Source organism: Jannaschia halovivens, assembly GCF_046452375.1.
Lineage (GTDB): Bacteria > Pseudomonadota > Alphaproteobacteria > Rhodobacterales > Rhodobacteraceae > Jannaschia > Jannaschia halovivens.
On the sequence record NZ_JBKFDJ010000001.1, the window covers coordinates 1,951,172 to 1,975,141 of the forward strand.

12 protein-coding genes are annotated in these 23,970 nt (G+C 67.2%); 6 read left to right on the forward strand and 6 right to left on the reverse strand.

The features are described from left to right. Nucleotides 1–37: 37 nt before the first annotated feature. From ACK8OR_RS09915 to ACK8OR_RS09930, 4 genes are all read right to left on the reverse strand, one after another. On the reverse strand, nucleotides 38–1,360 hold the full coding sequence (locus tag ACK8OR_RS09915) for an HlyD family type I secretion periplasmic adaptor subunit (protein ID WP_410189238.1): 1,323 nt from the start codon (nucleotides 1,358–1,360) through the stop codon (nucleotides 38–40). Between the two features lie 25 nt (nucleotides 1,361–1,385). Next, nucleotides 1,386–4,598, reverse strand: a complete 3,213-nt coding sequence (locus ACK8OR_RS09920) for a calcium-binding protein (protein WP_410189239.1) — start codon at nucleotides 4,596–4,598, stop codon at nucleotides 1,386–1,388. Next, a complete protein-coding gene (locus tag ACK8OR_RS09925; RefSeq protein WP_410189240.1) occupies nucleotides 4,595–6,433 on the reverse strand; it encodes a type I secretion system permease/ATPase in 1,839 nt (612 codons plus the stop codon). The genes ACK8OR_RS09920 and ACK8OR_RS09925 overlap by 4 nt, the downstream gene beginning before the upstream one ends. Before the next feature lie 73 nt (nucleotides 6,434–6,506). Continuing rightward, nucleotides 6,507–15,257, reverse strand: coding sequence for a peroxidase family protein (locus ACK8OR_RS09930; protein WP_410189241.1), 8,751 nt, complete (start codon nucleotides 15,255–15,257; stop codon nucleotides 6,507–6,509). A gap of 381 nt (nucleotides 15,258–15,638) precedes the next feature. On the opposite strand from ACK8OR_RS09930, the gene ACK8OR_RS09935 reads away from it, so the two are divergent. After that, nucleotides 15,639–16,961: a hypothetical protein gene (locus ACK8OR_RS09935; RefSeq protein WP_410189242.1), complete on the forward strand. Its 1,323-nt coding sequence runs from the start codon at nucleotides 15,639–15,641 to the stop codon at nucleotides 16,959–16,961. On the opposite strand, the gene ACK8OR_RS09940 is transcribed toward ACK8OR_RS09935, so the two are convergent. After that, nucleotides 16,962–17,630: a LuxR C-terminal-related transcriptional regulator gene (locus ACK8OR_RS09940; protein ID WP_298436367.1), complete on the reverse strand. Its 669-nt coding sequence runs from the start codon at nucleotides 17,628–17,630 to the stop codon at nucleotides 16,962–16,964. Between the two features lie 485 nt (nucleotides 17,631–18,115). Continuing rightward, a complete protein-coding gene (gene hemN, locus ACK8OR_RS09945) occupies nucleotides 18,116–19,453 on the reverse strand; it encodes an oxygen-independent coproporphyrinogen III oxidase (RefSeq protein ID WP_410189243.1) in 1,338 nt (445 codons plus the stop codon). Between the two features lie 70 nt (nucleotides 19,454–19,523). Between hemN and fnrL the strand changes: the two genes are divergently transcribed. From fnrL to ccoP, 5 genes are all read left to right on the forward strand, one after another. Then, a complete protein-coding gene (fnrL, locus tag ACK8OR_RS09950; protein ID WP_410189244.1) occupies nucleotides 19,524–20,255 on the forward strand; it encodes a transcriptional regulator FnrL in 732 nt (243 codons plus the stop codon). A gap of 114 nt (nucleotides 20,256–20,369) precedes the next feature. Continuing rightward, nucleotides 20,370–21,962, forward strand: coding sequence for a cytochrome-c oxidase, cbb3-type subunit I (gene ccoN, locus ACK8OR_RS09955; protein ID WP_410189245.1), 1,593 nt, complete (start codon nucleotides 20,370–20,372; stop codon nucleotides 21,960–21,962). A gap of 6 nt (nucleotides 21,963–21,968) precedes the next feature. Then, nucleotides 21,969–22,805, forward strand: a complete 837-nt coding sequence (gene ccoO, locus ACK8OR_RS09960) for a cytochrome-c oxidase, cbb3-type subunit II (RefSeq protein ID WP_410189246.1) — start codon at nucleotides 21,969–21,971, stop codon at nucleotides 22,803–22,805. Nucleotides 22,806–22,816: 11 nt separating this feature from the next. Further along, nucleotides 22,817–23,035, forward strand: a complete 219-nt coding sequence (locus tag ACK8OR_RS09965; protein WP_410189247.1) for a cbb3-type cytochrome c oxidase subunit 3 — start codon at nucleotides 22,817–22,819, stop codon at nucleotides 23,033–23,035. Then, entirely contained in the window at nucleotides 23,032–23,907 is an 876-nt protein-coding gene (gene ccoP / locus ACK8OR_RS09970) for a cytochrome-c oxidase, cbb3-type subunit III (RefSeq protein WP_410189248.1), read from the forward strand. Before ACK8OR_RS09965 ends, ccoP begins: the two co-directional genes overlap by 4 nt. Nucleotides 23,908–23,970 lie beyond the last annotated feature (63 nt).

Here is a 23,970-nt window from a genome sequence, read left to right on the forward strand (position 1 = left end):
CTGACGGGACCCCGGCCGGCACCAACCGGTGATGCGCTCACTCCTCCTTGAAGGCGCGCGCGATCTGGTCGGTGATCGGCTTGACGAGGTAGTTCGCCGCCGTCTGTTCCTCGGTCGCGACGTAGATCTCGACGGGCATGCCGGGCATCAGCTTGAGATCGCCCAGCTTCTCCATCTCGCCCGCGTCGAGATCGACATAGCCGATATAGCCCGGCTCGCCGGTGGCCGGATCGACCGTGGTCGCGGGCGAGACGTAGCGCACCTTGGCCGTGAGTTCGGGCGTGGTCCGGTGGTTGAAGGACGAGAAGCGCACGCGCGCGGCCTGATCGACATAGACCTGGTCGATGGCGGTCAGCGGCAGGCGCATCTCGATCTTGAGGTCGGCATTAGCGGGCACGATCGTGGCCAACACCTCGGCGGGCGTGATGACGCCGCCGATCGTGGTGACGCTCAGCTCGTTGATGCGTCCCGAGAGCGGCGCCCGGATATCGGTGCGCGACAGGCGATCCTCGACGGCGACGATGCGGTCGCGCAACTCGGAAACGCGGGTCTCGACCACGGCCAGCTCGCGCTGGGCCTCGGTCCGGGCCAGGTCGTCGACGGCAAGGATGCGCATTTCCATCTCGGAGATGCGCGAGCGCGAGCGGGCGATGTTGGCGGCCAGCTCGCCCAGCTTGCCGCGCAGCTGGACGCGGTCGCGGGCCGAGGCGTCAAGCCGCGGCGATTCCATCAGGCCGCGTGCGACGAGATCCTCGAGCCGGGCATGGCTCTCCTCGACGAGAAGGAGCTCATCCTCGAGCGCACCGCGCTGGGCGTGCAGACCCTCGATCTCCTCGTCGATCTGCACGATGCCGACTTCCATCTGCTGGCGCTGGTTGCTGCGGTTCTGGAGGTTGCCACGATGCAACCGAACCTCGCCCGCGACCAGCTCGGCCAGCGCAGGATCGGTCAGGAAGCGGTCGGGAAACACGATCTCCTCGAGGCCGTCGCGATCCGCGAGAAGCCGCGCGCGCCGGGCCATCGCCTCGTCGCGTTGCACCAGCAGGATCGAGAGCTCGGCGGCCGATTGCGCGTCGTCGAGCCGGAACATCACGTCCCCGGCCGCGATCTCGTCGCCCTCGCGCACGAGGATCTCCGAGACGATGCCGCCGTCGCGATGCTGGATCTGCTTGATCTCCTCGTCGACCTTGACGGTCCCCATGGAGATCACGGCCCCGGTCAGCTTGGCGGTCATCGCCCAGCCGCCGACGCCGCCGAACAAGCCGACGGCCAGGACCGCGCCCATGATGATGCGGCCGCGAAGCTTGTCGAATGCCGGACGCGGGGTGGCGATGCCGGACGGTGCTTTGTCGATATTCATGTCCATATCCTCCTACGGCGCCCGGTCAGACCTGATCCAGGTTGAGCGAATGCTCACCCTGAAGCGTCACGGTCAGGTCGGTCGTGTCGTCACGGTCGAAGTCGATCTCGATGACGGTGCGCCGGTAATCTTCGGTCAAGTCATGGCGGTAACGGATGTCGGGATCGGCATTGGTCATGCCGGCCGCGTAGGCGGCAAAGGCCCCTTCCGCGCCCTCGGTCATCTCGCCGTTGCGCACCAGGTAGGTGCCCCCCGGACCCGCGACCGAGATCACGTCGCCTTCGTCGAAATCCTCGATGTCGAAGGCCGAATGGACCCGGCCGACATGGTCGCCCGCCCGGAACTCGTAGCTGTCGTCGCCGCCATTGCCGCGCAGGGACGCGAAGCCCCCGTCGGCGATGAACCGGTCGTTCCCGGCACTGCCGACGAAGGCTTCGAAGCCCTCGAAGCTGTCCGCGCCGATCGACTGCCCTTCGGCCATGCGCGCCGCGAAGTCGAACGTGACCCCGGCGCTGGCGCCGGAATAGTCGAGCACATCGACGTCGTCGCCCCCGGCAAACACGTCGTCGGCGCCGTCATCGCTGGCGATGACGTGATCCGCACCGGACCCGCCCTGGACCTCGTCCGCATCGGCGCCGTCGATCAGGATGTCGTCGCCCTCGCCGCCCAGCAGCAGGTCGGACCCCGCCCCGCCGTCGAGCGAGTCGTTGCCTTCCTCGCCCTTCAGCCGGTCGTCGCCCTCATGGCCCAGCAGGACGTCGTCGCCCTCCTCGCCGTCGAGCAGGTCGTTGCCGCCGTCGCCCCAGAGGATGTCCTCGTCGTCGCCGCCGCGCAGGAAGTCGTTGCCCTCCCCGCCCTGAAGCCAGTCGGCCCCGGCCTGGCCCGAGAGCCAGTCGTCGCCCGCGCCGCCGATCACCTCGTCGGCACCGTCGCCGCCATCCAGCGAGTCGTCGCCGAGGCCGCCGTCCAGCGTGTCCGCGCCGAGGCCGCCGTCGAGCGTGTCGGCCCCCTCGTCGCCCGCGAGCATGTCGTCGCCCTCGCCGCCGAGCAGGTTGTCGTTGCCCGCGCCGCCGGACAGGTCGTCCTGTCCCGCGCCGCCGGTCAGTTCGTCATCGCCGGCATCGCCCGCGATGGTGTCGTCGCCATCGGCGCCCAGCAGCGTATCCGCGCCGTCGCCGCCCGAGATGGCATCGGCCCCGGCGCCGCCGTCGAGGCTGTCCGCCCCGGCATCGCCGTCCATCACGTCGTCCCCGGCACCGCCGGAGGCCACGTCATCACCCGAGCCCGCGCGCATCAGGTCGTTGCCCGCGCCGCCGTCCATCACGTCGTCGCCGGCCCCGCCGAGCATCAGGTCGACGCCGTCGTCGCCCGACATCACGTCGTTGCCGTCATCGCCTTCGAGACGGTCTTCGCCGGCACCGCCGGTCATCACGTCGTCGCCGGTGCCGCCCGAGAGCGCGTCCACCCCGGCGCCGCCGTCGAGCGCATCCGCGCCCGAGCCGCCCGACAGGATATCGTCGCCGTCGCCGCCATCGAGCTGGTCGTCGCCCGTGCCACCGAAGAGCTGATCGTCGCCCGCGTCGCCGTCGAGGACATCCGCCCCGACGCCGCCATCGAGCTCGTCGTCGCCGTCGCCGCCGGACATGCTGTCATTGCCTTCGCCACCGGCGAGCGCGTCGTCGCCCTCTTCGCCGAAGAGCAGGTCGTTGCCCCCGTCACCGGCCAGGACGTCGTTGTCTCCGCCCCCGACGAGGTAATCCGCCCCGGCACCGCCGGAGAGCTCGTCGGCCCCGGCATCGCCCTCGAGGCGGTCGTTGCCCGCATCGCCCGCAAGCCGGTCGTTGCCCGCACCACCGTAGAGCACGTCATTGCCCTCGCCGCCCGAAAGGTCGTCGAGACCCGCATCGCCCGACAACTGGTCGTTGCCCTCGCTTCCGAAGATGATGTCGTCATCGGCGCCGCCCGAGAGCATGTCGTTGCCCTCGCCGCCGTCTAGCATGTCGAAGCCGGTGCCGCCGGTGATGATGTCGTCGCCTTCGCCGCCCGACAGGATGTCGTCGCCGCTGCCGCCGTCGATCAGGTCGTCGCCGGCACCGCCTTCGATATCGTCGTCATCGGCCTCGCCATAGAGCGCGTCGTCGCCCTCCAGCCCGAGGATGGTGTCGTTGCCGGCACCGCCCGCGATGATGTCGTGGCCCGTGCCGCCGACGAGGTAGTCGTCGCCGTCGCCGCCGATGATGCGGTCGTCGCCGGCGCCGCCATAGACGACGTCGTTTCCGGCGAGCGCGACGATGTCGTCGTTGCCCTCGTGGCCGTCGATCCGGTCGATCCCGGCCGAGCCGCGCAGCAGCTCGCCCGAGGCGGTACCGTCGATCTCGTTGCGCAGGATGTCGAAGGTCGCGAATTGCGAGATGGCGTTGTAGCCGTCGCCGATCGAGTAATCGATCCGCACCTCGCCCAGGGTCTCGCCATCGGCGATGAAGACCCAGCCATCATCGGTCGCGCGCAGCTCGCCGCCCTCGACGCGGTCGATCACGACGACCATGCGGTCGCCTTCGGGATCGACGGTCTGGCCCAGGAGATGCGCCAGCCCGATCGCGAGCATCGCGCCGCTGCCGACATCGGCCAGCCGCACGGAGGTCAGGTTGCGGGGCGCGCGGTTCTGCACGCCGTCCGCGCCGCCATCCTCGTCCCCGTCCATGCCGTCGTCGAGCGACAGCTCGGACCGGAAGCCTTCGGGGATCTGCCAGCCGTCGCTGAAGGTGGCGCCATCGCTGGTCACCTGCATCGAGCGGAAGGGCGGCAGTTGCGAGTTCGCACCGAATTCGGTCTCGAAGCTCGGCAGGAAATCGTTCGACCGACCGGGCGCAAGCGCCCCGCCGAGCGGCCCGAAGATGAAGTCGGCGAGGGACGCGCCCTCCTCCGCTTCGGTCTCCTCGGGATCCTCCTCGGGGGTCTTTTGGTCGGCGGCGCCCGGCACGAGCCGTAGAGCGTGGGCGATTGGGGCGCCGCCGCCATTGCCGTCCTCCGCGGGCCCGACCGGTTCCGGGGTGACCGGCTGGGATTGGGCTGCGGAAGCAGGCAAGAACGATTTCAGGTAAAGGGCGAGCGAGATGAAGCCGAGGACGACGGCGCCGATTGGGCCGTTGCCGGTCTTCTCGGCCGGTCGCAGGGTGAGCGGGTCATCCTTGACGGGCGCCGGCCCGGTGGATTGCTTGTGCGCTTTGACATCGATCACGACTTGGCACCTCCCGCTGCTTTCTTGGCCACGAGACGGCGTGTCTCGGCGGCGACTTTAGGCGAGGACCCTTGGGCCCCCTTGGCCTTGGCCCCGGCCGCGGTGGTCGCGGCGGGCTGCATGTCCGGCGTGCCGGGCTGCGCATCGGGCGCGGCCTTGGGCGCCAGGATCTCTTCCTTCGGACCGAAGGCCGAGAGCTTGCCCTGCTGGACGATGCCCACGAGGTTGCAGGCCTGCAGCGCGCTGGGCCGGTGCGCGATCACGATCGCGATGCCGCCGCGGGCGCGGACGCCCTCGATGGCCTTGGTCAGCGCCTGCTCGCCCTCGGGGTCGAGGTTGGCGTTCGGCTCGTCAAGGACGACGAGGAACGGGTCGCCGTAGAGCGCGCGGGCAAGGCCGATGCGCTGTCGCTGGCCGCCCGAGATGGACGTGCCCATCGGCCCGAGCTCCGTGCGGTAGCCGTCGGGCAGGCGCACGATCATCTCGTGGACCGCGGCGGCCTGTGCAGCGGCGACGATGGCCGCGGCGTCGGGCTCCTCCTCGAGACGGGAGATGTTCTCCTCGACCGTGGCATCCAGAAGCGAGACGTCCTGCGGCAGGTAGCCGACATGGGCGCCGCGCTCCTCGTCGCTCCACTGCGCCAGCTCGGCGCCGTCGAGGCGGATCGCACCGCGCAGCGGCGGCCAGATCCCGACCAGCGCGCGGGCGAGGCTGGACTTGCCGCCGCCCGAGGGGCCGATGATGCCGACGGCGTCGCCGGCCCGGACCTCGCAGCTAACATCGCTGAGGATGACGCGGCCGGTGGCGGGGGCCGCGACGGTCACGCCCTCGAGCTTGAGGGTCATGGTGGGCTTGGGCAGCTGCATCGGCTGCGGCAGCGCGGCCATCACCTCGACGGTGTCGCGGACGCGGCCCCAAGCGCCGCGGGCGGCGACGATGTGCTTCCAGTTGCCGATCGCGAGGTCGATGGGCGCCATGGCCCGCGACGCGGCGATCGTGCTGGCGATGATGGCACCGGCCGACAGCTCGCCCATGATCGTCAGGAACGCGGCGAGGCCGAGCACCGCCGATTGCAGCAGCATCCGCAGGACGCGCGACAGGGCGCCGAAGCTGCCGGTGATGTCGCTGGTCTTGGTCTGCAGTTCGAGGTGACGCTCGTTGGCGCGGGTGAAGCGCTTCACCGCGCGGCCGACGAAGCCCATCGCCTTGAGAACTTCGGCGTTGCGGGCGTTCGAGTCGGCGATCTGGTTGCGCTCGACGGTCGAGTTCTGGGTGTCGGCGCTGAAGCGGCGGGTCAGAAGCTCGGTGATGACGGCCAGCGTCACGAGGACGAAGGCGCCCGCGATCGTCAGCGCGCCCAGCGTCGGATGCAGCATGTAGACGAAGGCGAGGAACAACGGCATCCACGGCAGGTCGAAGATGGCGACCGGCCCTTGCGAGCCCGCGAAGGTGCGCAGCGTATCGACGTCGCGCCCCCGCTCGAGTGCCTCGGAGGTGGAGTAGCCGAGGCGAGGCATGTCGACGACGACCTGGTGCGCCACCGGCGCCAGGCGGCGGTCGAGCCGCGCGCCGATCCGCACCAGCATCTGGGCGCGGATGATGTCGAAGAAACCCTGGAAGACGTAGAGCCCGATCGCGAGGGCCGAGAGGGCGACCAGCGTCGGAACGCTGCCGCTGACCAGGGCCCGGTCGTAGATCTGGAGCATGTAGAAGGAGCCGGTCAGCGCCAGGACGCTGATGACACCCGAAATGATGAAGAGAAATGCTGAAAGCCCTTTCAGACTTCCGACGACTTTCGCCGCTGCACCGCGAACTTTCTTGGACTTGCCAGCCATGTCGATCCCCCCGGATACGATACGCTTGAGAAAAATCCGGGCGGCCCGGAGGCCGCCCGGAGGCACTGGTTAATCAGAGCATGAAGTCATCCGACGACAGGTCATGCCGCCCCTTGATGTTGATCGAGAACTCCGACCCGTTGTCCCCTTCGAGGTTGCCCTGGACGACCGTGTAGTCGCCGTCCGCGCGCGTCTCGTGGGAGACCATGACCTCGCCGATGCCCGTGAAGGCATCCGAGACCAGGGCCAGGGTGCCATCCGACATCCCCGTCAGGTCGATCCGGTCGCCCGGCTCGAACCCGGTGATGATGTCACCGTCGGCATCCTCGGCCGAGAGGAAGCGGTAGGTGTCAGCACCCGCGCCGCCGTCCATCTCGTTGACGCCCTTGCCCGCGGTGACAACGTCGTCGCCCGAGCCGCCGAGGAAGTTCTCGACGTTCCAGAGGACATCGTTGCCCGAGTCCGCGCTCTGTGCGCTGCCCCGGCCGTTGGTGCCGGAGCCGAGATCGGCCGTGATGTTCGACATGATGGCCGACATATCCAGCGTGTCCGTGCCGGTCCCGCCTTCGATGGCGTCGCCGTAGTAGACATCGCTGCCGTCGCCGACGCTGGCGAGGAACATGTCGTCCCCCTCGCCGCCGACCACGAAGTCGTTGCCGGCCCCGGCGTCGATGAAGTCGTCGCCTTCGTCACCGAACATCCGGTCGTTGCCGGCATCACCGAACATCATGTCGTTCCCGGCGCCCGCGATCATGTTGTCGGAGCCTTCGCCGCCGAACATCATGTCGTTGCCGCCCAGACCGAGCATGTTGTCGCTGCCGTCGGTGCCGAACAGGGCCTCGCCGATCTCGGAGCCGACGATGGCGTCGCCGACCGCGGGCGACTGATCGTCGTTCCCGTCATCGTCGCCGTTGTCGTCGTCGTCGCCGTTATCGGCACCCCCGTCGTCACCGGCATCGTCTCCGTCGTTGGTGGAGTCGAAGATGGTGTTGTCGAGGCCCTCGATCCCGCTGTTGCGGTCCACGATCGAGGCGAAGGTCGTGTCCTCACCGAACTGCTGGTAGAAGTCGAAGTTGTCGAACTGATCGATGTAGTAGAACCGATCACCTTCCTGCAGACGGTCGAGCTGCTCGTGGATGACGACCCAGAATGTCTGACCGACCATGCCGCCGTTGACGTGCTTCTCGGCCAGGCCACCGACCCAGAGGTCGACGCGGTCGATGCCCTTGACGATCTTCGCACCGTTCTCGCCATCCAGGAGCGTGAGCCCCGGGTTGACCGCGACGAAGGCGTCGATCTCTTCCTGCGTGGACAGGACGAGGTCGGGATAGGCCTCCATCAGCTGCGCGATGACTTCGTTGCTCAGGCCGTTGCGGGCCTGGAAGTCACCCCAATCGGCATAGGGCGAGAGGTCACCGGCCAGGCCGACGGCTTCCGCGATATGGCGGTTGGTGGAGGCAGCCAGATCGGCGCGGACCTGGTTCAGCGTGCCGAGGCCGATGTCCCAGCCGCGGGCGACGTTGAAGGAGAACAGGTCGGCATTGACGCGGACGAGATCGTTCCGGACCGCATCGACGATGTTGAAGTCGACCTCCTCGGCCTCCTGCGTGGTGGCACCCTCGAGGATCGCCTTGGTTCCCAGCTGGGTGTAGCCCGGCTGCGGCACGTAGCCTTGCGGCAGCGGTCCGTTGAAGGCTTCGGCTTCGTTGGTCGGGTTCAGGAAGGCGTCGAAGAGCGACACCTGGATCGGATTTCCATCCGCTCCCATGACCTGGACCGTCTCGCTGATCATCGAGTGGCCGAAGCGGTAGACCGCAGCCGCGAACTCGTGGCTGATCCGGGCATCGACGGTGTCGTCGTAGCCTTCCCAGCCATGATCGCCCGTGCCGCCGTCCGGATCCCGCATCCCGCCAAGCAGCATGTCCGCGAAGTCCTCGTAGACGACCCGCTGGTACTCGGCGACGTTCAGCAGCTTGGCCGCCTGGAACACCTCCTCGGGGCTGCCTTCGAAGCCGGAGGCCACCAGGTTCTCGACGTGGAAGTTATGGTTCCGCGCCCAGATCGTGTGGACCGAGGTCAGAGCGACGTTCTCGTTGGCCCGTCCGTCACCGGCAATGCGGTGATCGAGCAGGTTGAGATACGGGTTGGTGTCGATCAGCAGCGCATGGGTGGAGCCCATGAAGTCCGATGCCATCGTCTTCACCATCTCGCCGTCGATGGCCCCGGTGGTCTCGTCGACCAGACCCGGGAACGCCTCGCGGAAGCTCTGCGCGCCGTTCGGCAGGGACGGATCGGTGAAGATCGTGTCCGCAGCCCAATGGTGCTCGATGAGATCGCGCAGCGTCGGGATCAGGTTGAACTCCGGATCCGACGGATCGGGCTCACCCGAGAGCAGCCGCATGCCGAGGCCTTGGTTCCCGTCGCTTTCGCGGAGGAACTGACCGACCAGCTCGTGGCTTCCGTAAGCCTGGTTCTGATCGACGAAGGGCGACGTCTTGTTGACGTGCTGCGGGTTGCCGTCCGCGTCGAACCCGACGACCTGGGCCCGGGTCAGATCGGCCGGGTTGTCCGAGGTCGGGCTACGCTCGGAGCCTTCGCCACCGATGGCGATGGTCCCGTTCGCGGAGTCCTTGGCGATGAACGTCAGGCCGTGGTCGAAGTACTGACCGAAGGCCGTGAACAGGGCGTTGGCGTTCTTGGCGCTGGTCGCCAGGTCCACCTCCTGATCACCGAGGACATTCGAGATCGTCCGCGGGTCCAGCCCGTCGAAGATCGGATTGACCTCGCGGTTCCCGGCGTCGTCGGCATCGCCGTAGCGCGCCTCGGTCAGCCGGATGAACGGCTCGTCGGCGGCCCCGAACTCGGGGTTGGCGACGTTGTTGCCCTCACCGCTCAGGGTGCGGATTCCGGCGGCATGTGCGCCGTCATCGCTGCCCTCGAAGGGCGCGAGCCCCTTGACCAGGTTGGACAGGCCGTCGAGATCGCGCTGGGTCAGGCCGAAGCTGCCATCCGCGACATCGTCGTCCCCGTTCTGCACGACGGTGTTCACGAAGCCCGGCATACCGGCCGGTGCGTGGAACATCACCGAGCCGTTGGGACCGGACACCGTGGTCATGCCGGACGCGTCGGTCGTGGTCGTGGTCGGCCCGCCGAGCGGCCCCACCTCGATCACGTCCTGCGGCCGCAGGGTGCCGACGATGGTGTCGTTGCCCCCTTCGCCCTTGAACACGATGCGGTGTGCGGAGTTCAGCCCCGTGATGTCCACCTCATCATCGCCGGTCGAGCCGTTGATGGTGATCGTGTTGAAGTTCAGGCTCGTCGCGGTGAAGTCGCCCAGGACGACGATGGTGTCGCCTCCGACGGCTCCGCCGCCCGCGGTGAGCGGGTTCGAGTTGACGATGATCTCCTCGATGGCGTCGATCTCGGCGATGACGTTCGCGTCGTTGATCGTACCGCGGGTGATCACGATCTCGGCGTCCGAGACGATGCCGAACCCGGCAGCCGCAGCGGAGGTCATGATCGTGAACTGCTCGGCCGTCGCGTCGCCCGTCAGGACGAACGTGTCGGTGTCGAGGCCGCCATCGATCAGATCGCGACCACCGGCACCGGCGGCAAAGTCGACGACGAGCGTGTCGTTGCCCGCGCCGCCATCGACCCGGTCGGTGCCGACGCCGCCCTCGAGAAGGTCGTCGCCGCCGTTGCCGGCCAGCCGGTTGTCCGCGGCGTCACCCAGGGCGATGTCGTCACCCTCGGTGCCGTCGAACCGCTCCTCGTCGAGCGTGGCCATCCAGTCGTCACCGACCGGCGCCGTCTCGGCGGATGCCACGGTCTGGAGAACACCCATCCCGTCGAGGAACGTGGCGACCGCGCGGAGCGGACGTCCGACCTGGATGCCATCCGTGTCCGGAGCCTCGTCATTCGGCGTGAAGGTCAGATTGGTCGCACCGGGGATATCGACCCAATCGACGCCGTCGAAGGACTGCCACTGGATGTCGATCGGCCCGTCGATCCCGGCGTCACCGCCCAGCATCGATGTATCGAGCGCGATGGCCTGGCCTTCGGTCGGGGTCATGTCGGTGAGGATCAGCGAACCGGTGATGTTCAGATCGCCGAAGGCGACATCGCCGTCGCGGAAGCGCAGGACTTCGACGTTGCGGATGATGTCCGACCCGTCGTCGATCAGCACATCCGTGGTGCCGAAGCCCGTGTGCTCCACCTGGACCGTGTTGTCGTCCAGATAGGTCAGCGTGTACTGGGTCCGATCGTCGTTGAAGATCGCCACGTCGACACTGTCCGTGTCGCCGCTGTCGATGATCTCGCGGACGATGTGCATCTGGCCCGGCGCGATGGTGCGCGACACCAGGAGCTCGAAGAGGCTCTGGCCGACCCAGGCCGCATCCACGCCGTCTTCGGCGGTGAACACGTGGGTCAGGGTATCGACCGTCGCGATCTCGTTGCCCTGCTCGTTGGCATCGGCGCCGTCACCCGTGATCCGGATGCGGACGTTCAGCCAGCGATCGCCATCGAGGATGTCGTCGCCCGCATTGCCCTGCATCACGTCGCTGCCGGCACCGCCGAGGAGGATGTTGCCTTCCTCCCAGAAGGTCTCGCCATCGGCGATGGACACGATGTCCGACAGGCCCGCGATGCGGTCGATGCCGGCCTGGTCCAGACCGTCACGCTCGAACACGCCTTCCGCCGCCGCACCGGGCTCGATTTCGGCCGGGTCGATGGTGTCGGGCGCCACGCGGTTGTCACCGATCAGCGTGTCGTTGTGATCCCAGCCCGAGAGCGCTTCGGTCTTGTCGAAGCGGTTGCGCAGGATGTCTTCCTGGTCGGTCGTGAAGATCTTGATCCGCATGTCGGCATAGCCGTCGACGGGCACACCTTTGAAGATCGCCCAGTCGAAGCCCCACATGCCCTCGTTGCGCATGACGCTTTCGCCCTGGACCATGATGTCGTCGCCGGATTCGGCGTCGAAATCATGCTCGTCCTCACCGGCGAACATCACGTCGTGACCGATGATCGAGGAGTTGAAGAACAGCTCCGAGTTATCACCGGCCGTGGTGTCGAAGCCGTTGCCGGCCTCCATCCAGTCGTCCCCCTCGTTGCCGAGCAGGAAGTCGGCACCGTCGCCGCCGAGGATGAAGTCGTCACCCGAACCGCCGAAGACTTCCGAGGCATCGGCCCCGAGGAAGACCACGTCCTTGCCCGAGCCGCCCATCAGGACGTCGAGGCCGTTGGAGGTCGCCATGATGTCGTCGCCGGCTTCACCTTTCAGGAAGTCGCCTTCGTCACCGGCATCGAGGATGATGTCGGAGCCGCCGCCGCCGAGGACCTGGTCCACGCCGAAGCCGGATTCGATGTAGTCGTCACCCGCATCGCCCCAGATGGCGTCGTCGCCATCCCCGGTGATGATGGTGTCGTTGTCGTTGGTGCCGCCGACCACGACGTGCTCGCCACCCGAGAAGCGGAGGTAGTTGGTCTCCACCTCGGTGGTGGTGGGATCGTCACGAACGACCTTGCCCATGCCGAGCGCCTCGAGGATCGGATCGTTGCCGGTCGGATCGTCGATCAGCTGGTTGGCCTGGTTCACCTCGAGGACGAAGTCGTAGAGGCCGAACGCATCCGCACCGATGTGGTGGCGCACGATGTCGTCGTCCGTGCCGCGGATGCCGTCGGCACCGGGGTCGCTGAGGTTCGTGTTGGCCAGGATCATCTTCGCGAAGGAGTTCTCCTCCAGCGCGTTGAGCAGGTTCTGACCCTGGGTCCGGGACAGGTAGTAGAACCGGTCGCCGAATTGCAGCGCCTCCATCTGCGCTTCGAAGATGGCGGTGAAGGTCGAACCCAGCATGCCGCCGAAGGGCATGGTGCGCTCGGCCAGGCCGCCGACCCAGAGGTCAATGTTGTTCAGACCGCTGGTCTCGGCGTCCTGAAGCAGGAAGGCATAGCGCTCTTCGTCGCTGACGGCACCGCCGCCCATGACGAGGTCGAACGCGGCATCGCGCTTGCCCTCGAGCGTATCGGCCGAGGTGATCGAGACATGCGTGCCGTAGGCGGCGATCAGGTTGATGATCGTCGTCGGCGTGGACAGGTTGTTGGCCAGCTCGACCCAGTTCTCATAGGGCTTCAGCCACGTGGACCCGGTCTGCGAATAGAGCTCGGCCCGTGCGTCGTTGAAGCTCGGGATGCCGGTGTCGCGACCGCGGGCGATGTTGATCGCCGGAAGGTCGAGCGGCAGGCCCAGGAGGTTGTTGCGCAGCGAGTCGACGACGAATTCGTCGATTTGGCTGCCGCGCTCGGTGGACATGCCGCGGACGATCGCCGCCGCCGCCTCGTCGGCGCTCATCGCGCCGTCGTTGTCGTAGGCCACCGGGTTCAGGAAGGCCGCGATCAGGCCCATGTCATCGGTGCTGAGCTCGCCCGTGGTCTCGTCGACCATGACGCGCGGCATCGCCTCCGTGAGCATCGAGTGACCGAAGCGGTACACGGTGTTCGCGAATTCGGCGAAGATGGCCGGGTTGATGTCGGTCACCGCGTTGAAGACGAACGGATCGATATTCGGGTGAATCTTGCGACCGAATTCCTCGAACACGAGGTGCTGGTACTGCATCTCGGTTGCGAAGCGGCTGGCCTGGAAGAGGCGCTCGCCATCCCACACCAGACCTTCAGGGCTGGTCGGAACCTCGGTGACGTCCTCGAGCAGCCACTCGTTGATGAAGTCGAGATCGCCGGTTTCCAGCACGGTCAGCTTCTGGGCATCGACCTGGCGGTTATGCTCGGAGTGGAAGACGTGGTGGACGGCGGTCAGGCCGATATTCTCGTTGCCGCGGCCGTCGCCGGTGATGAAGTGACGGTCCAGCAGCTCGTTGTCATAGGTGCCGGTCTCGCTCAGGCCGATCTCGCTGTCGCTATCGGCCGCCTTGATGCCACCGGTCATGCTGTCGAACGGATTGGCGGCGTGGGCGATGTCGTCGAGGAAGGCATGGCCGATGCGGATCGCGCCGGCGTCGAAGGTGTTGACCGGAGTGGTCAGGTTGCCTTCGACGGTCACGTCATCCGCAGTGTTCGGGATGCCGTCGGGGCCGAGGCCGACCACGATCTGCGGCAGGCCGTTGGGCCCGCGCACGAACTCGCCGTAGTCGTCGGTCCGCAGGAGCGGGATGTTCAGCACATCGCCGTCGGTGAGCTCGATGCCGAGCATGTCGCGGGCCTGCGCCTTCACTTCGGCCCAGGTGGCGAGACCGCCGTTGGCGCCGTCGAGCAGGTGCCCCGTGGCCACCGGATTCCCGCTGGTGTCGAACTCGTACTCGCGGGTGAAGACCTGGTGCGATGCGTGCGACGTGTAGGTCTGGTTCTGGTCGACGAAGGGCGTCGTGGTGTTCTGCCCTTCATGCGTGGTGTCGTCGGCCGTGCCCATGATGCCGTCGGCACCGGGTCCGTCGACCGGAGTCGAACGGGTGACGGCCATGAAGCGCAGGTGGTTCGGCAGATCGTCCGCCGTGCCCGCGATGCCGTCCTCGCCCAGGACGAGCGGATCGTCGGCCTGCAGCGGGATGAAGATCGTGCCGTTGTCGCCCTTGGTGATCAGGTCGAGGCCGTGATCGAAGAACTGGCCGAAGAAGGTCATCCAGGCGTTGAAAGGCGCCGAGATGCCATCATCGGGCGCGATGTTCGGCAGCGACTGGAGGTCTTCGTTGGTGATCTCGATCTGCGTGCCGCTGGTCGCGGTGAGACTGACATCGTCGATCAGGATCTGGCCACCGGAGATGCGCCCGATCTCCACGCGGATGGTCTCGCCGACATGGTCAGCGAGGTCTGCGCCGCTGGCGGAGATGCTGACGTCGCCCCAGGCCAAGTTGTCGAGAGCCGGCGTGGGTGTCTCGGAAATCACCGTCGTAGAGCCGTCATCCGCGACGGCAACCAGACGCACGAACCCGGTCGCCGCGGCACCGCCTTCGCGATCGCCGATCCGGAGATTCAGTTCATAGTTGGAGTTGGCAGTGATGACACCCGCATCCTGCGAGATGATGCCGCCGAACCCGACCCATGCCACGGCTTCGCCCGAGAACCCGGTCGAATCGGTATGCGTGGCGGCCGGATCCCAGACGCCCCCCCGTCCTTCGAGATCCCAGCCGATCGGCGCGGTCCGGGTGTAGGCACCGGACGCGGGGTTAAACACGCCGGGCGTGCCGGGCGTGAGATCGTCCAGCTCGAAGCCGGTGTTCAGCAGGCCGACATCGGCGGGCGGCGGGCCTTCGCCGGGACGGACCGGAATCGCATCTTCGCCGTACTTCTCGTGGAAGGCGGCGAGGGCGGCGTCGCTGGCGAACCAAGCTTCGACGGCGGCCGGATTGTCGGTGCTCAGCGAATTGACGAGGTTCGAGATGATGCGCGGATCGGCATCGGCGACGTTGCCGGAATGGCCGCCATTGACGAAGGGCGAGCCCGTCGGGGCGCCTTCGACGCCGTAATCGGTGTTGGTGACTTCAAGGCCCGAGCCGGGCGCGCCGAGCGGCATGACGTCGCCATCGGCCTCGTCGCGGAAATCGGCGCTCAGCATGCGCGGCATGGCCTGGTCGGCGGCGCCCCATTCCTCGCGGCCTTCCACGAGGTTGTTCAGCGTCCCGTCGACCGTGCGCAGGCCGTACGGCACCAGCGGATCGGAAATGGCGAGGACGGCACCCTCGGTGCCCTCGGGCACGACGTTGCCGTCGGCGTCGACATAGATTTCGGTCAGAGGCGTGCCAGCGGCGTGGGCCTCGGAAATTTTGATCTGACGCAGAACAAATGCCAGATCGGCGGCGTTGAGCTTAAGAGCCATGACAGACTTCTCCCTAGAAGATGGAAGAAGTGTCTCACCGCCCTAGGTTAACCGTTAGGTGCTTAGGACTCGTTAACCTCCTACCCGATGGGATCACCCATCCATGGTTCCTTCGTCGGGACGGGTATCAGACCAAGGTCCCGATTCGGTTTGGGCCTAGGTCGGGGTCGCGCGGGCCTTCAAATCCGGACTGCCTCGAAATCGCCTTGTTTCATTGGCAATTCGGGTGTTCGGTGCATCGAACGGCCGCAACGCCGTTCCGATGTCGTGATAGGTAAAGATCGCGGCCGAATTAGGGCCGCGGACAGGGTGAGCAGGGCTGTGATCGTTAACGAAGACGGTGCCATCGACCGATTCTCCCCCCCGTCCGAATCGTCTGGATTGCGCCTGCCGCGCCCGCTTCTCGTCTCCATCCTCACCGGTCTGATGGTCATGGGATCGATGCTCTGGCTGGGCCTCTTCATCACCAATTCCTACCGCGATCTTCAACTCCGGGCCTTGGCCGATGCGGGCGGCAACTACGTCGACGGGCTCCTCGCGCCGATGGTCGTGACCGCCGCCGGCGGAGGGGACGCCGCGACGGATCCCGCCGATCTCGGTGAACGCCTGACGGACCTGTCGCGATCCTTGCCCCAAGGCGAGACGCTGGGCGTCCTGCGCGTCTGGAGTCCGGACGGCCAACTGGTCTTCGGCAGCCTCGAGGGCGACACGGCCGGCACGCATGACGTCGACGAGATCGTCGAGGTGGCCGAGGGCGGCATCATGTGGGAGCTGGTGCTCGACGAGGAGGAGGCCGAAGGCGCGCCGATCGCGGCCCCCTTCCTCGAGATCTACGTCCCGATCCGCGACGAGGTCTCGGGTCGCACGATCGCCGTGGGCGAGGTTTACCGCGACGCCACGGCCCTCGTCCGCGAACGGCAGCGTGTCGAGGCGGCGGTCTGGGGTGGCATCGGGCTGGCGACGCTTGGTCTTCTCCTGGTGCTCGGGCTGACGGCCCGTCAGAGCGCGAAGCTCCGGGCGAACCTGGAGCGCGAACGGGTCGTGACCGCCCAGAACGCGCGGCTTCGGGCCGAAGCCGAGAACGCGCGCACCGAGGTGACGCTGGCCAACGAGATGGTGCTGAACGTCGTCGGGGCCGAGCTGCATGACGGACCGATCCAGACGCTCGCGCTCGGTGCCTTGCTGAGCGGGACCGATCAGCGGCCACTGCCGGACGGAACCAGCGCGCTGGGCCTGATCGGGTCCGCGCTGCGGCAGCTGCGCTCGATCTCGGACGGTCTGATCCTGCCGGAACTCGCGGACCTCACGGTGACGGAGATCGTCAAGATCGCCGCGCGGCGCCACCAGGATTCGACCGGACGCTCGGTCGCGCTGGACCTGAAGCTTCCGTCCGAGGCGCTCGACACGCCCCGCCGGACCTGCCTGTTCCGCGTCGTGCAGGAGGGGCTCCGCAACGCGCAGCGCCACGCTGATGGCGACGGTCAGGAGATCCGGTGCTGGACCGAGAACGACGCGATCCGCATCGTCATCCGCAACGACGTGGATCCGTCGCGCGTGCCGGCGAAATCGCCCGGCGGCGGTCTGGGCCTTCGGGGCATGCGCCGCCGGCTGGACGTATTCGGTGGAACGCTCGACTTCGACGTCGAGAACGGCCGCGCGACGCTGGACGCCACGCTGCCGCTCGGGGCGTCGCGCCGGTTCTGATCAGTTAAGGGCGGCGGCCCTCGGGGCCTCGACCTGCTGCTGCGGCAGCGATTGCGCGGCCAGCACCACCTCGAGGCGGTTCCGGACGTTCAGCTTCTGCATCAGGATCGACATGTAGTGCTTCACCGTCTTCTCGCTGATCTCCAGCGCGTCGGCGATTTCCTTGTTCGTCTGCCCCGTCAGCAGAAGCCGCAGGACCTGGTCCTCGCGCGGGCTGAACGCGATGCGCTTGTGCGTTTCCTTGCGACGGGCCTTTTCGCGCAGGCCGGTGACGACCTTCATCGCGAAGGAGGGCGTGATGTAATTCTCTCCCTTGTTCACCTGCCGGATCGCGTCGGTCAGATCATCGAGCGAGCTGCCCTTGAGCGCGAAGCCCGTGGCACCAGCCTCGAGGATTGCGATGGCCTTCTCGATGGAACAGGTGGCCGAGAAGGCGAGGATGCGGGTGTCCGGAAAATCGCGACCGGTCTTGGCGATCGCCTCGAGCACGTTTCCGGGCATGGAGAAATCGGCGACCAGGACATCGGGGTGATGGGCCTCCACGATGTCGTGAATCGCATCTGCGTCGCATCCCGTCCCGACGACTTTGAACTCGTCGTTCCCGGACATCAGGTGACACAGGCCCGACAGAAGGATCGGATGGTCGTCGATGAACGCTACGGTAATCATGAACCCAACCTCAGCACAGCGCGCCGAACACAAGGCGCAGGGAAAAATTCGCCCAAAAAACAAGGGCGTTACACGTCGTCAAAATCGCAAAACTCGGTCTGACCTTCATTTTAGTCGATGCCGTAGGCAAAGCAACGCTGATCGCTGACTCTGCGGCAACTCGTTGTATGCGTTGGTATTCAATGGCTTAGAGCGTAACCGTCTGAAATTTAAGCAGGCGGAACAGATTGTTCTCGGCGAGGAGGCGCCCAAAACCGCCGCTTCGATTAACGGATTGGTAACGATTTTTCGGAGCCGCGATTCGGCGATTCGTTCTCGTCCCGGCCGCAGTCCGGCTTCGGGTGCCCTGATTGGTTCCGATCCGGTGGCCTTCGCGGACCAACGACCTCTCCACGGACGCGTCTGCGCATCTTGCAGGCAGGATTCCTAACATGAATTCCGATATGTAGATGTGTCCGGACGACACATGTTGGCAGCCACGCCGTTCAGATCGCGGTGCTGTGGCGGCCGGTCGGTACGGGCTCGGCATCCATCGCGAGCGCGACCATACGGGCCAGGTGGAGCGCCTCGTCGCGGATGCGAAGGGCGCCCGTTCGGGTGCGGATCACCGCCTCGGGCCAGTGCAGAGCGGCGCGGGCGGTCAATTCGGCGACTGATCGCCGATCCGCGAAGGCCGCGGGGTCGACGGCGAAGTCGCAGAGCAGGCGTTCGATGACCTCCCCGACAAGGCGGTCGCGGGTGGTCAGCGCGTAGCCCCGCGCGACGGCGGGACGCCCACGCTGCACCCGCGCCTTCCAGTCGCCGGTGCGCGCCGCGTTCTGAAGATAGCCCTGCGGGAGCCGCGAGATAGAGGACGCGCCGAGCCCGATCAGGATCTCGGCCGTGTCGGTCGTGTAGCCCTGGAAATTGCGGCGAAGCGTCCCCGCACGGGCGGCGACGGCCATCGGATCGGCCGGCCGCGCGAAATGGTCGATCCCGACCGCCGCGTAGCCCGCCTCGCGCATCCGGTCGGCCGCCCGATGCGCCAGTCCGAGCCGGGCATGGGCATCGGGCAACGCGTCGGCCTCGATCATGACCTGCCGCTTCGAGGCCCAGGGGACATGCGCGTAGCCATAGAGCGCCACGCGATCCGGAATCAGCGACAGCGCCTGACCCAGCGTGCGGTCGATGGTCGCCGCGGTCTGGTGCGGCAGCCCGTAGAGAAGGTCGAGATTGATCGCCGAGATGCCCCGCGCCCGCAGGCCGTTCACGGCGGCGGCGGTCTGGGCGAAGCTTTGCGGGCGGCCGATGGCGGCCTGCACGGCGGGATCGAAATCCTGTACCCCGAGGCTCGCGCGCGTCAGGCCGGCCGCGGCCAGCGCGTCGAGGCGTGCGGCGTCGAGTTCGGTCGGGTCGACCTCGACCGAAACCTCGGCCCCGGGCGCGCGGGGAAAGCGTGCCTCGAGCATTTCGAAGAGACGCGCCATCGCCGCGGCGGGCAGTAGCGTCGGCGTGCCACCCCCGAGGTGGAGATGCGAGACTGTCACGTCTGGCGGCAGGGCATCGGCGATCAGCGCGATCTCATCTTCGAGTGCATCGAGATAGGAGAGGAGCGGGGCGGTGCTTCGCGTCCCCTGGGTGCGACAGGCGCAGAACCAGCAGAGGCGGCGGCAGAAGGGGATATGCACGTAGAGCGAGATCCGCGATCCGGGGGGCACGGCGCCGAGCCAGTCCACCGCCGCGTCGGCGCCGACCCCGTCATGGAAGCGCGTCGCCGGCGGATAGCTGGTATAGCGCGGGGCGCGGGCCTCGACCGCGCGGGCATCGAGCGTCTGGAGTGTCATGGCCTCGACTTGCCCGATGCGGCATGATGAAACCTTGATTTGCATCAACCTCCCCTTCAGGAGCCGGGACATGTCCAAGCTCGATCTGACACTCGCGACCGAAGGCTGCGCCGCCTGCCCGATCCGGCACCGCGCGGTCTGCGCGTCCTGCGAGGGCGAGGAGCTCGACCGGCTGGCGGCGATGAAATCCTACCGGTCGTGGCGCGCGGGCGAGACGATCGTGATGGAGGGCGAGGCGCTGTCCTTCGTCGGGTCGGTCGTGTCGGGCTGCGCGACGCTGACACGATCGCTGGAAGACGGCCGGATGCAGATGGTCGGCCTCCTGATGCCGTCGGATTTCGTGGGCCGTCCGGGGCGCGCGACCGCCCCCTACGAGGTGGTGGCCGCGACCGACGTGACGCTCTGCTGCTTCCGGCGGTCCGAGTTCGAGACGATGATCGACGACACGCCGCATGTGGCGAACCGCCTGCTGGAGATGTCGCTCGACGAGCTCGACGCCGCGCGCGATTGGATGCTGGTGCTGGGCCGCAAGACCGCGCGCGAGAAGGTCGCGACGCTTCTGGCGATCGTGCTGCGCCGCTCTGCGGTGTCCGGTGGGCCGCTCCGGGCCGAGCTGCCGCTGACCCGCGAGGCGATGGCGACTTATCTGGGCCTGACCATCGAGACCGTCAGCCGCCAGATGACTGCGCTCCGCAAGGCCGGGATCATCCGGCTGGAAGGCAAGCGCGGCGTCATCTGCGACGATCTCGCGGTGCTCCTGATGGAAGCCGGCGACGACGAGGATGGCATGAACCTCGCCTGAGGCGACATCGACGCGCGACCGCTTGACCTGAATCAAGGCCCCGCGCCCCGACCCACGTCTATCCCACCCTCGGACGGGCCCCCCTCATGGGCTCCGGAGGAAGGGAACGACCGGATGGACTACCTCAAGATCGGACTTCTCGGACTGGTGGCGCTGTTTGCCGCCATCGCCGCGAACTATGCCCATGACGCGGCCTACATGCTGCACGCGCTGATCATCATGGCCGTCGCCGTGGGCATGCTCATCTGGACGCTGCGCGGCATGGAAGAGGCGCCCCGCCCGGTCGAGGCCGAGCTGGGCTATATGGACGGACCGGTCCGCTTCGGGGTTCTGGCCACGTCCTTCTGGGGCGTCGTGGGGATGCTGGCAGGCGTGTTCATCGCCTTCCAGCTGGCCTTTCCGGCGCTGAACTTCGACTGGGGCCAGCCCTATACCAATTTCGGCCGCCTGCGCCCGCTGCACACCAGCGCGGTGATCTTCGCCTTCGGCGGCAACGCCCTGATCGCGACCTCGTTCTACATCGTCCAGCGGACGTCGGCCGCGCGGCTCTGGGGCGGGAACCTCGCGTGGTTCGTGTTCTGGGGCTACAACCTCTTCATCGTTCTGGCGGCGACCGGCTACCTCCTGGGGGCCACCCAGTCGAAGGAATACGCCGAGCCCGAATGGTACGTGGATATCTGGCTGACCATCGTCTGGGTCGCCTATCTCGCGGTGTTCCTCGGCACGATCATCAAGCGGAAGGAACGCCACATCTACGTGGCCAACTGGTTCTTCCTCGCCTTCATCGTGACCGTCGCGATGCTGCACATCGTCAACAACCTGAGCGTCCCGGTCAGCATCTTCGGCTCGAAGTCGGTGCAGGTCTTCTCGGGCGTACAGGACGCGATGACGCAGTGGTGGTACGGCCACAACGCGGTCGGCTTCTTCCTGACGGCGGGCTTCCTGGGGATGATGTACTACTTCGTCCCCAAGCAGGCGGGCCGCCCGGTCTACTCCTACAAGCTCTCGATCATCCACTTCTGGGCGTTGATCTTCCTCTACATCTGGGCGGGTCCGCACCACCTGCACTACACCGCGCTGCCCGACTGGGCCTCGACCCTGGGGATGGTGTTCTCGATCGTGCTCTGGATGCCCAGCTGGGGCGGCATGATCAACGGCCTGATGACGCTGGAAGGCGCCTGGGACAAGATCCGCACCGACCCGATCATCCGCATGATGGTGGCCAGCCTCGCCTTCTACGGCATGTCGACCTTTGAGGGTCCGATGATGTCGATCCGGGCGGTGAACTCGCTGTCGCATTACACCGACTGGACCATCGGGCACGTGCATTCGGGTGCGCTCGGCTGGAACGGCCTCATCACCTTCGCCGCGATCTACTTCCTCGTGCCGAAGCTCTGGGGCCGCGCGCGGATGCACTCGATGGCGGCGATCAACCTGCACTTCTGGCTCGCGACCGTGGGGATCGTCCTCTACGCGGCCTCGATGTGGGTCACCGGGATCATGGAGGGCCTGATGTGGCGCGAGGTCGATGCGAACGGCTTCCTCGTCAATGCTTTCGCCGACACCGTCGACGCCAAGTTCCCGATGTACGTGGTGCGGGCGCTGGGCGGGGTGCTCTACCTCTCGGGCGCGCTGGTGATGTCCTGGAACATGTGGATGACGATCCGGGCCCCCCGGACATCCGCAATCGCAACCCCGGCGGAGTGACCCGACATGAGCACCGATCCCAGAGACCCGAACTACGACCCCAAGGACGACCCGAAGGTGGTCACCGCCGCCGAGGGCGCGTCCGAAGGTAAGGTCCCCAACGAGCTTCCGCCCGAGACGGAGACGATCACCTTCCACCAGCGCTTCGAGCGGAACGCGACGCTTCTCCTGGTGGGCAGCCTCGTGGTGGTCGCCATCGGCGGCATCGTCGAGATCGCGCCGCTCTTCTGGTTGGAAAACACCATCGAGGAGGTCGAGGGGATGCGCCCCTACACCCCGCTGGAGTTGGCCGGGCGCGACATCTACATCCGCGAGGGCTGCTATGTCTGCCACTCCCAGATGATCCGTCCGATGCGCGACGAGGTGGAGCGCTACGGGCATTACTCGCTGGCCGCCGAGAGCATGTACGACCACCCGTTCCAATGGGGCTCCAAGCGGACGGGGCCGGACCTCGCACGCGTCGGCCTGCGCTACTCGGACGAATGGCATGTGGACCACCTGATGGACCCGCAATCGGTCGTCCCCGAAAGCATCATGCCGAAATACGCCTTCCTCGCCGACAGCCGGCTGGAGACCGGGCAGACGGAGGCACTGGTCGCGACCCACGCGCTGGTCGGCGTGCCCTATACCGACGAGATGATCGAGATGGCCGCCGCCGATATCCGCGTGCAGGCCGATCCCGATGCCGACTGGGACGGGCTTCTGGAGCGCTATCCCAGCGCCCAGGTCCGCAACTTCGACGGGCTGCCCGCGCTGACCGAGATGGATGCGCTCGTGGCCTACCTGCAGATGATGGGGACGCTGGTGGATTTCTCCACCTTCGAGCCCGACGCCAGCCGCTGAGGAGACGCGACATGGACCTCTATTCCCTCCTGCGCGAGATCGCCGACAGCTGGGGCCTTCTCGCCCTCTTCGCCTTCTTCGTGTTCTGCGCCGTCTGGGTGTTCCGCCCCGGCTCGCGCCCGATCCACGACGACGCGGCCCGGGTGCCGTTCCGCGAGACCGAGCCGATGGCCTGTCCGAACGCCTGTCCCGCCTGCACCTGCGCCCACATGACCGGGGATGCGAAATGAGCGACAAGAAAATCGACGACGCCACCGGGACCGAGACCACGGGTCACGTCTGGGACGGCATCGAGGAGTTGAACACGCCCCTGCCCCGCTGGTGGCTCTGGACCTTCTACGCGACCATAGTCTGGGGCGTGATCTACACGATCCTATTCCCGGCCTGGCCGCTGATCTCGGGCGCGACGGCAGGCGTTCTGGGCTATTCGACCCGCGCCGAGGTGGCCGCCGAGATCGACCGCGTCGCGCTGTCGAACGCGGATCTGACCGAGAGCCTCGTGGCGACCGACCTCGCCGTGCTCCCCGCCAACGAGGAGCTTCTGCGCTTCGCCGTCTCGGCGGGCGAGAGCGTCTTCGCCAACAACTGCTCGCAATGCCACGGGCGGGGGGCCGCGGGCGTGCAGGCGGCGGGCTATCCCAACCTGCTCGACGACGACTGGCTCTGGGGCGGCACGCTGGACGAGATCGCCTTCACGGTTCGCCACGGCATCCGCAACGAGACCGACCCGGATGCCCGCTGGTCCGAGATGCCCGCCTTCGGCGAGATCCTCGAGGATGGCGAGATCGCGGCGCTGACGGCCCATGTCCGGAACCTCGGGGGACTGGCAGAGGCCGATGCCGCCGGGGCCGAGCTCTATCTCGACAATTGCGCGTCCTGCCACGGCGACGCGGGCCTGGGCGACCGCGAGCTGGGCGCGCCCAACCTGACGGACGCGATCTGGCTCTATGGCGGCGACGCGGCGGCGGTCGAATACTCGATCCGCAACGCGCGCTTCGGCGTGATGCCGCCTTGGGCGGACCGGCTGGGCGAGGCACAGGTCCGCGCGGTCGCGGCCTATGTCCACGGCCTCGGCGGCGGCGAGGCCCAGATCGCCGAATGATCCCGATCCCGGCGCGCCGATCTACAAGGCGCGCGGGACCCGGTCCGGCTTGAGGGAGCCGGA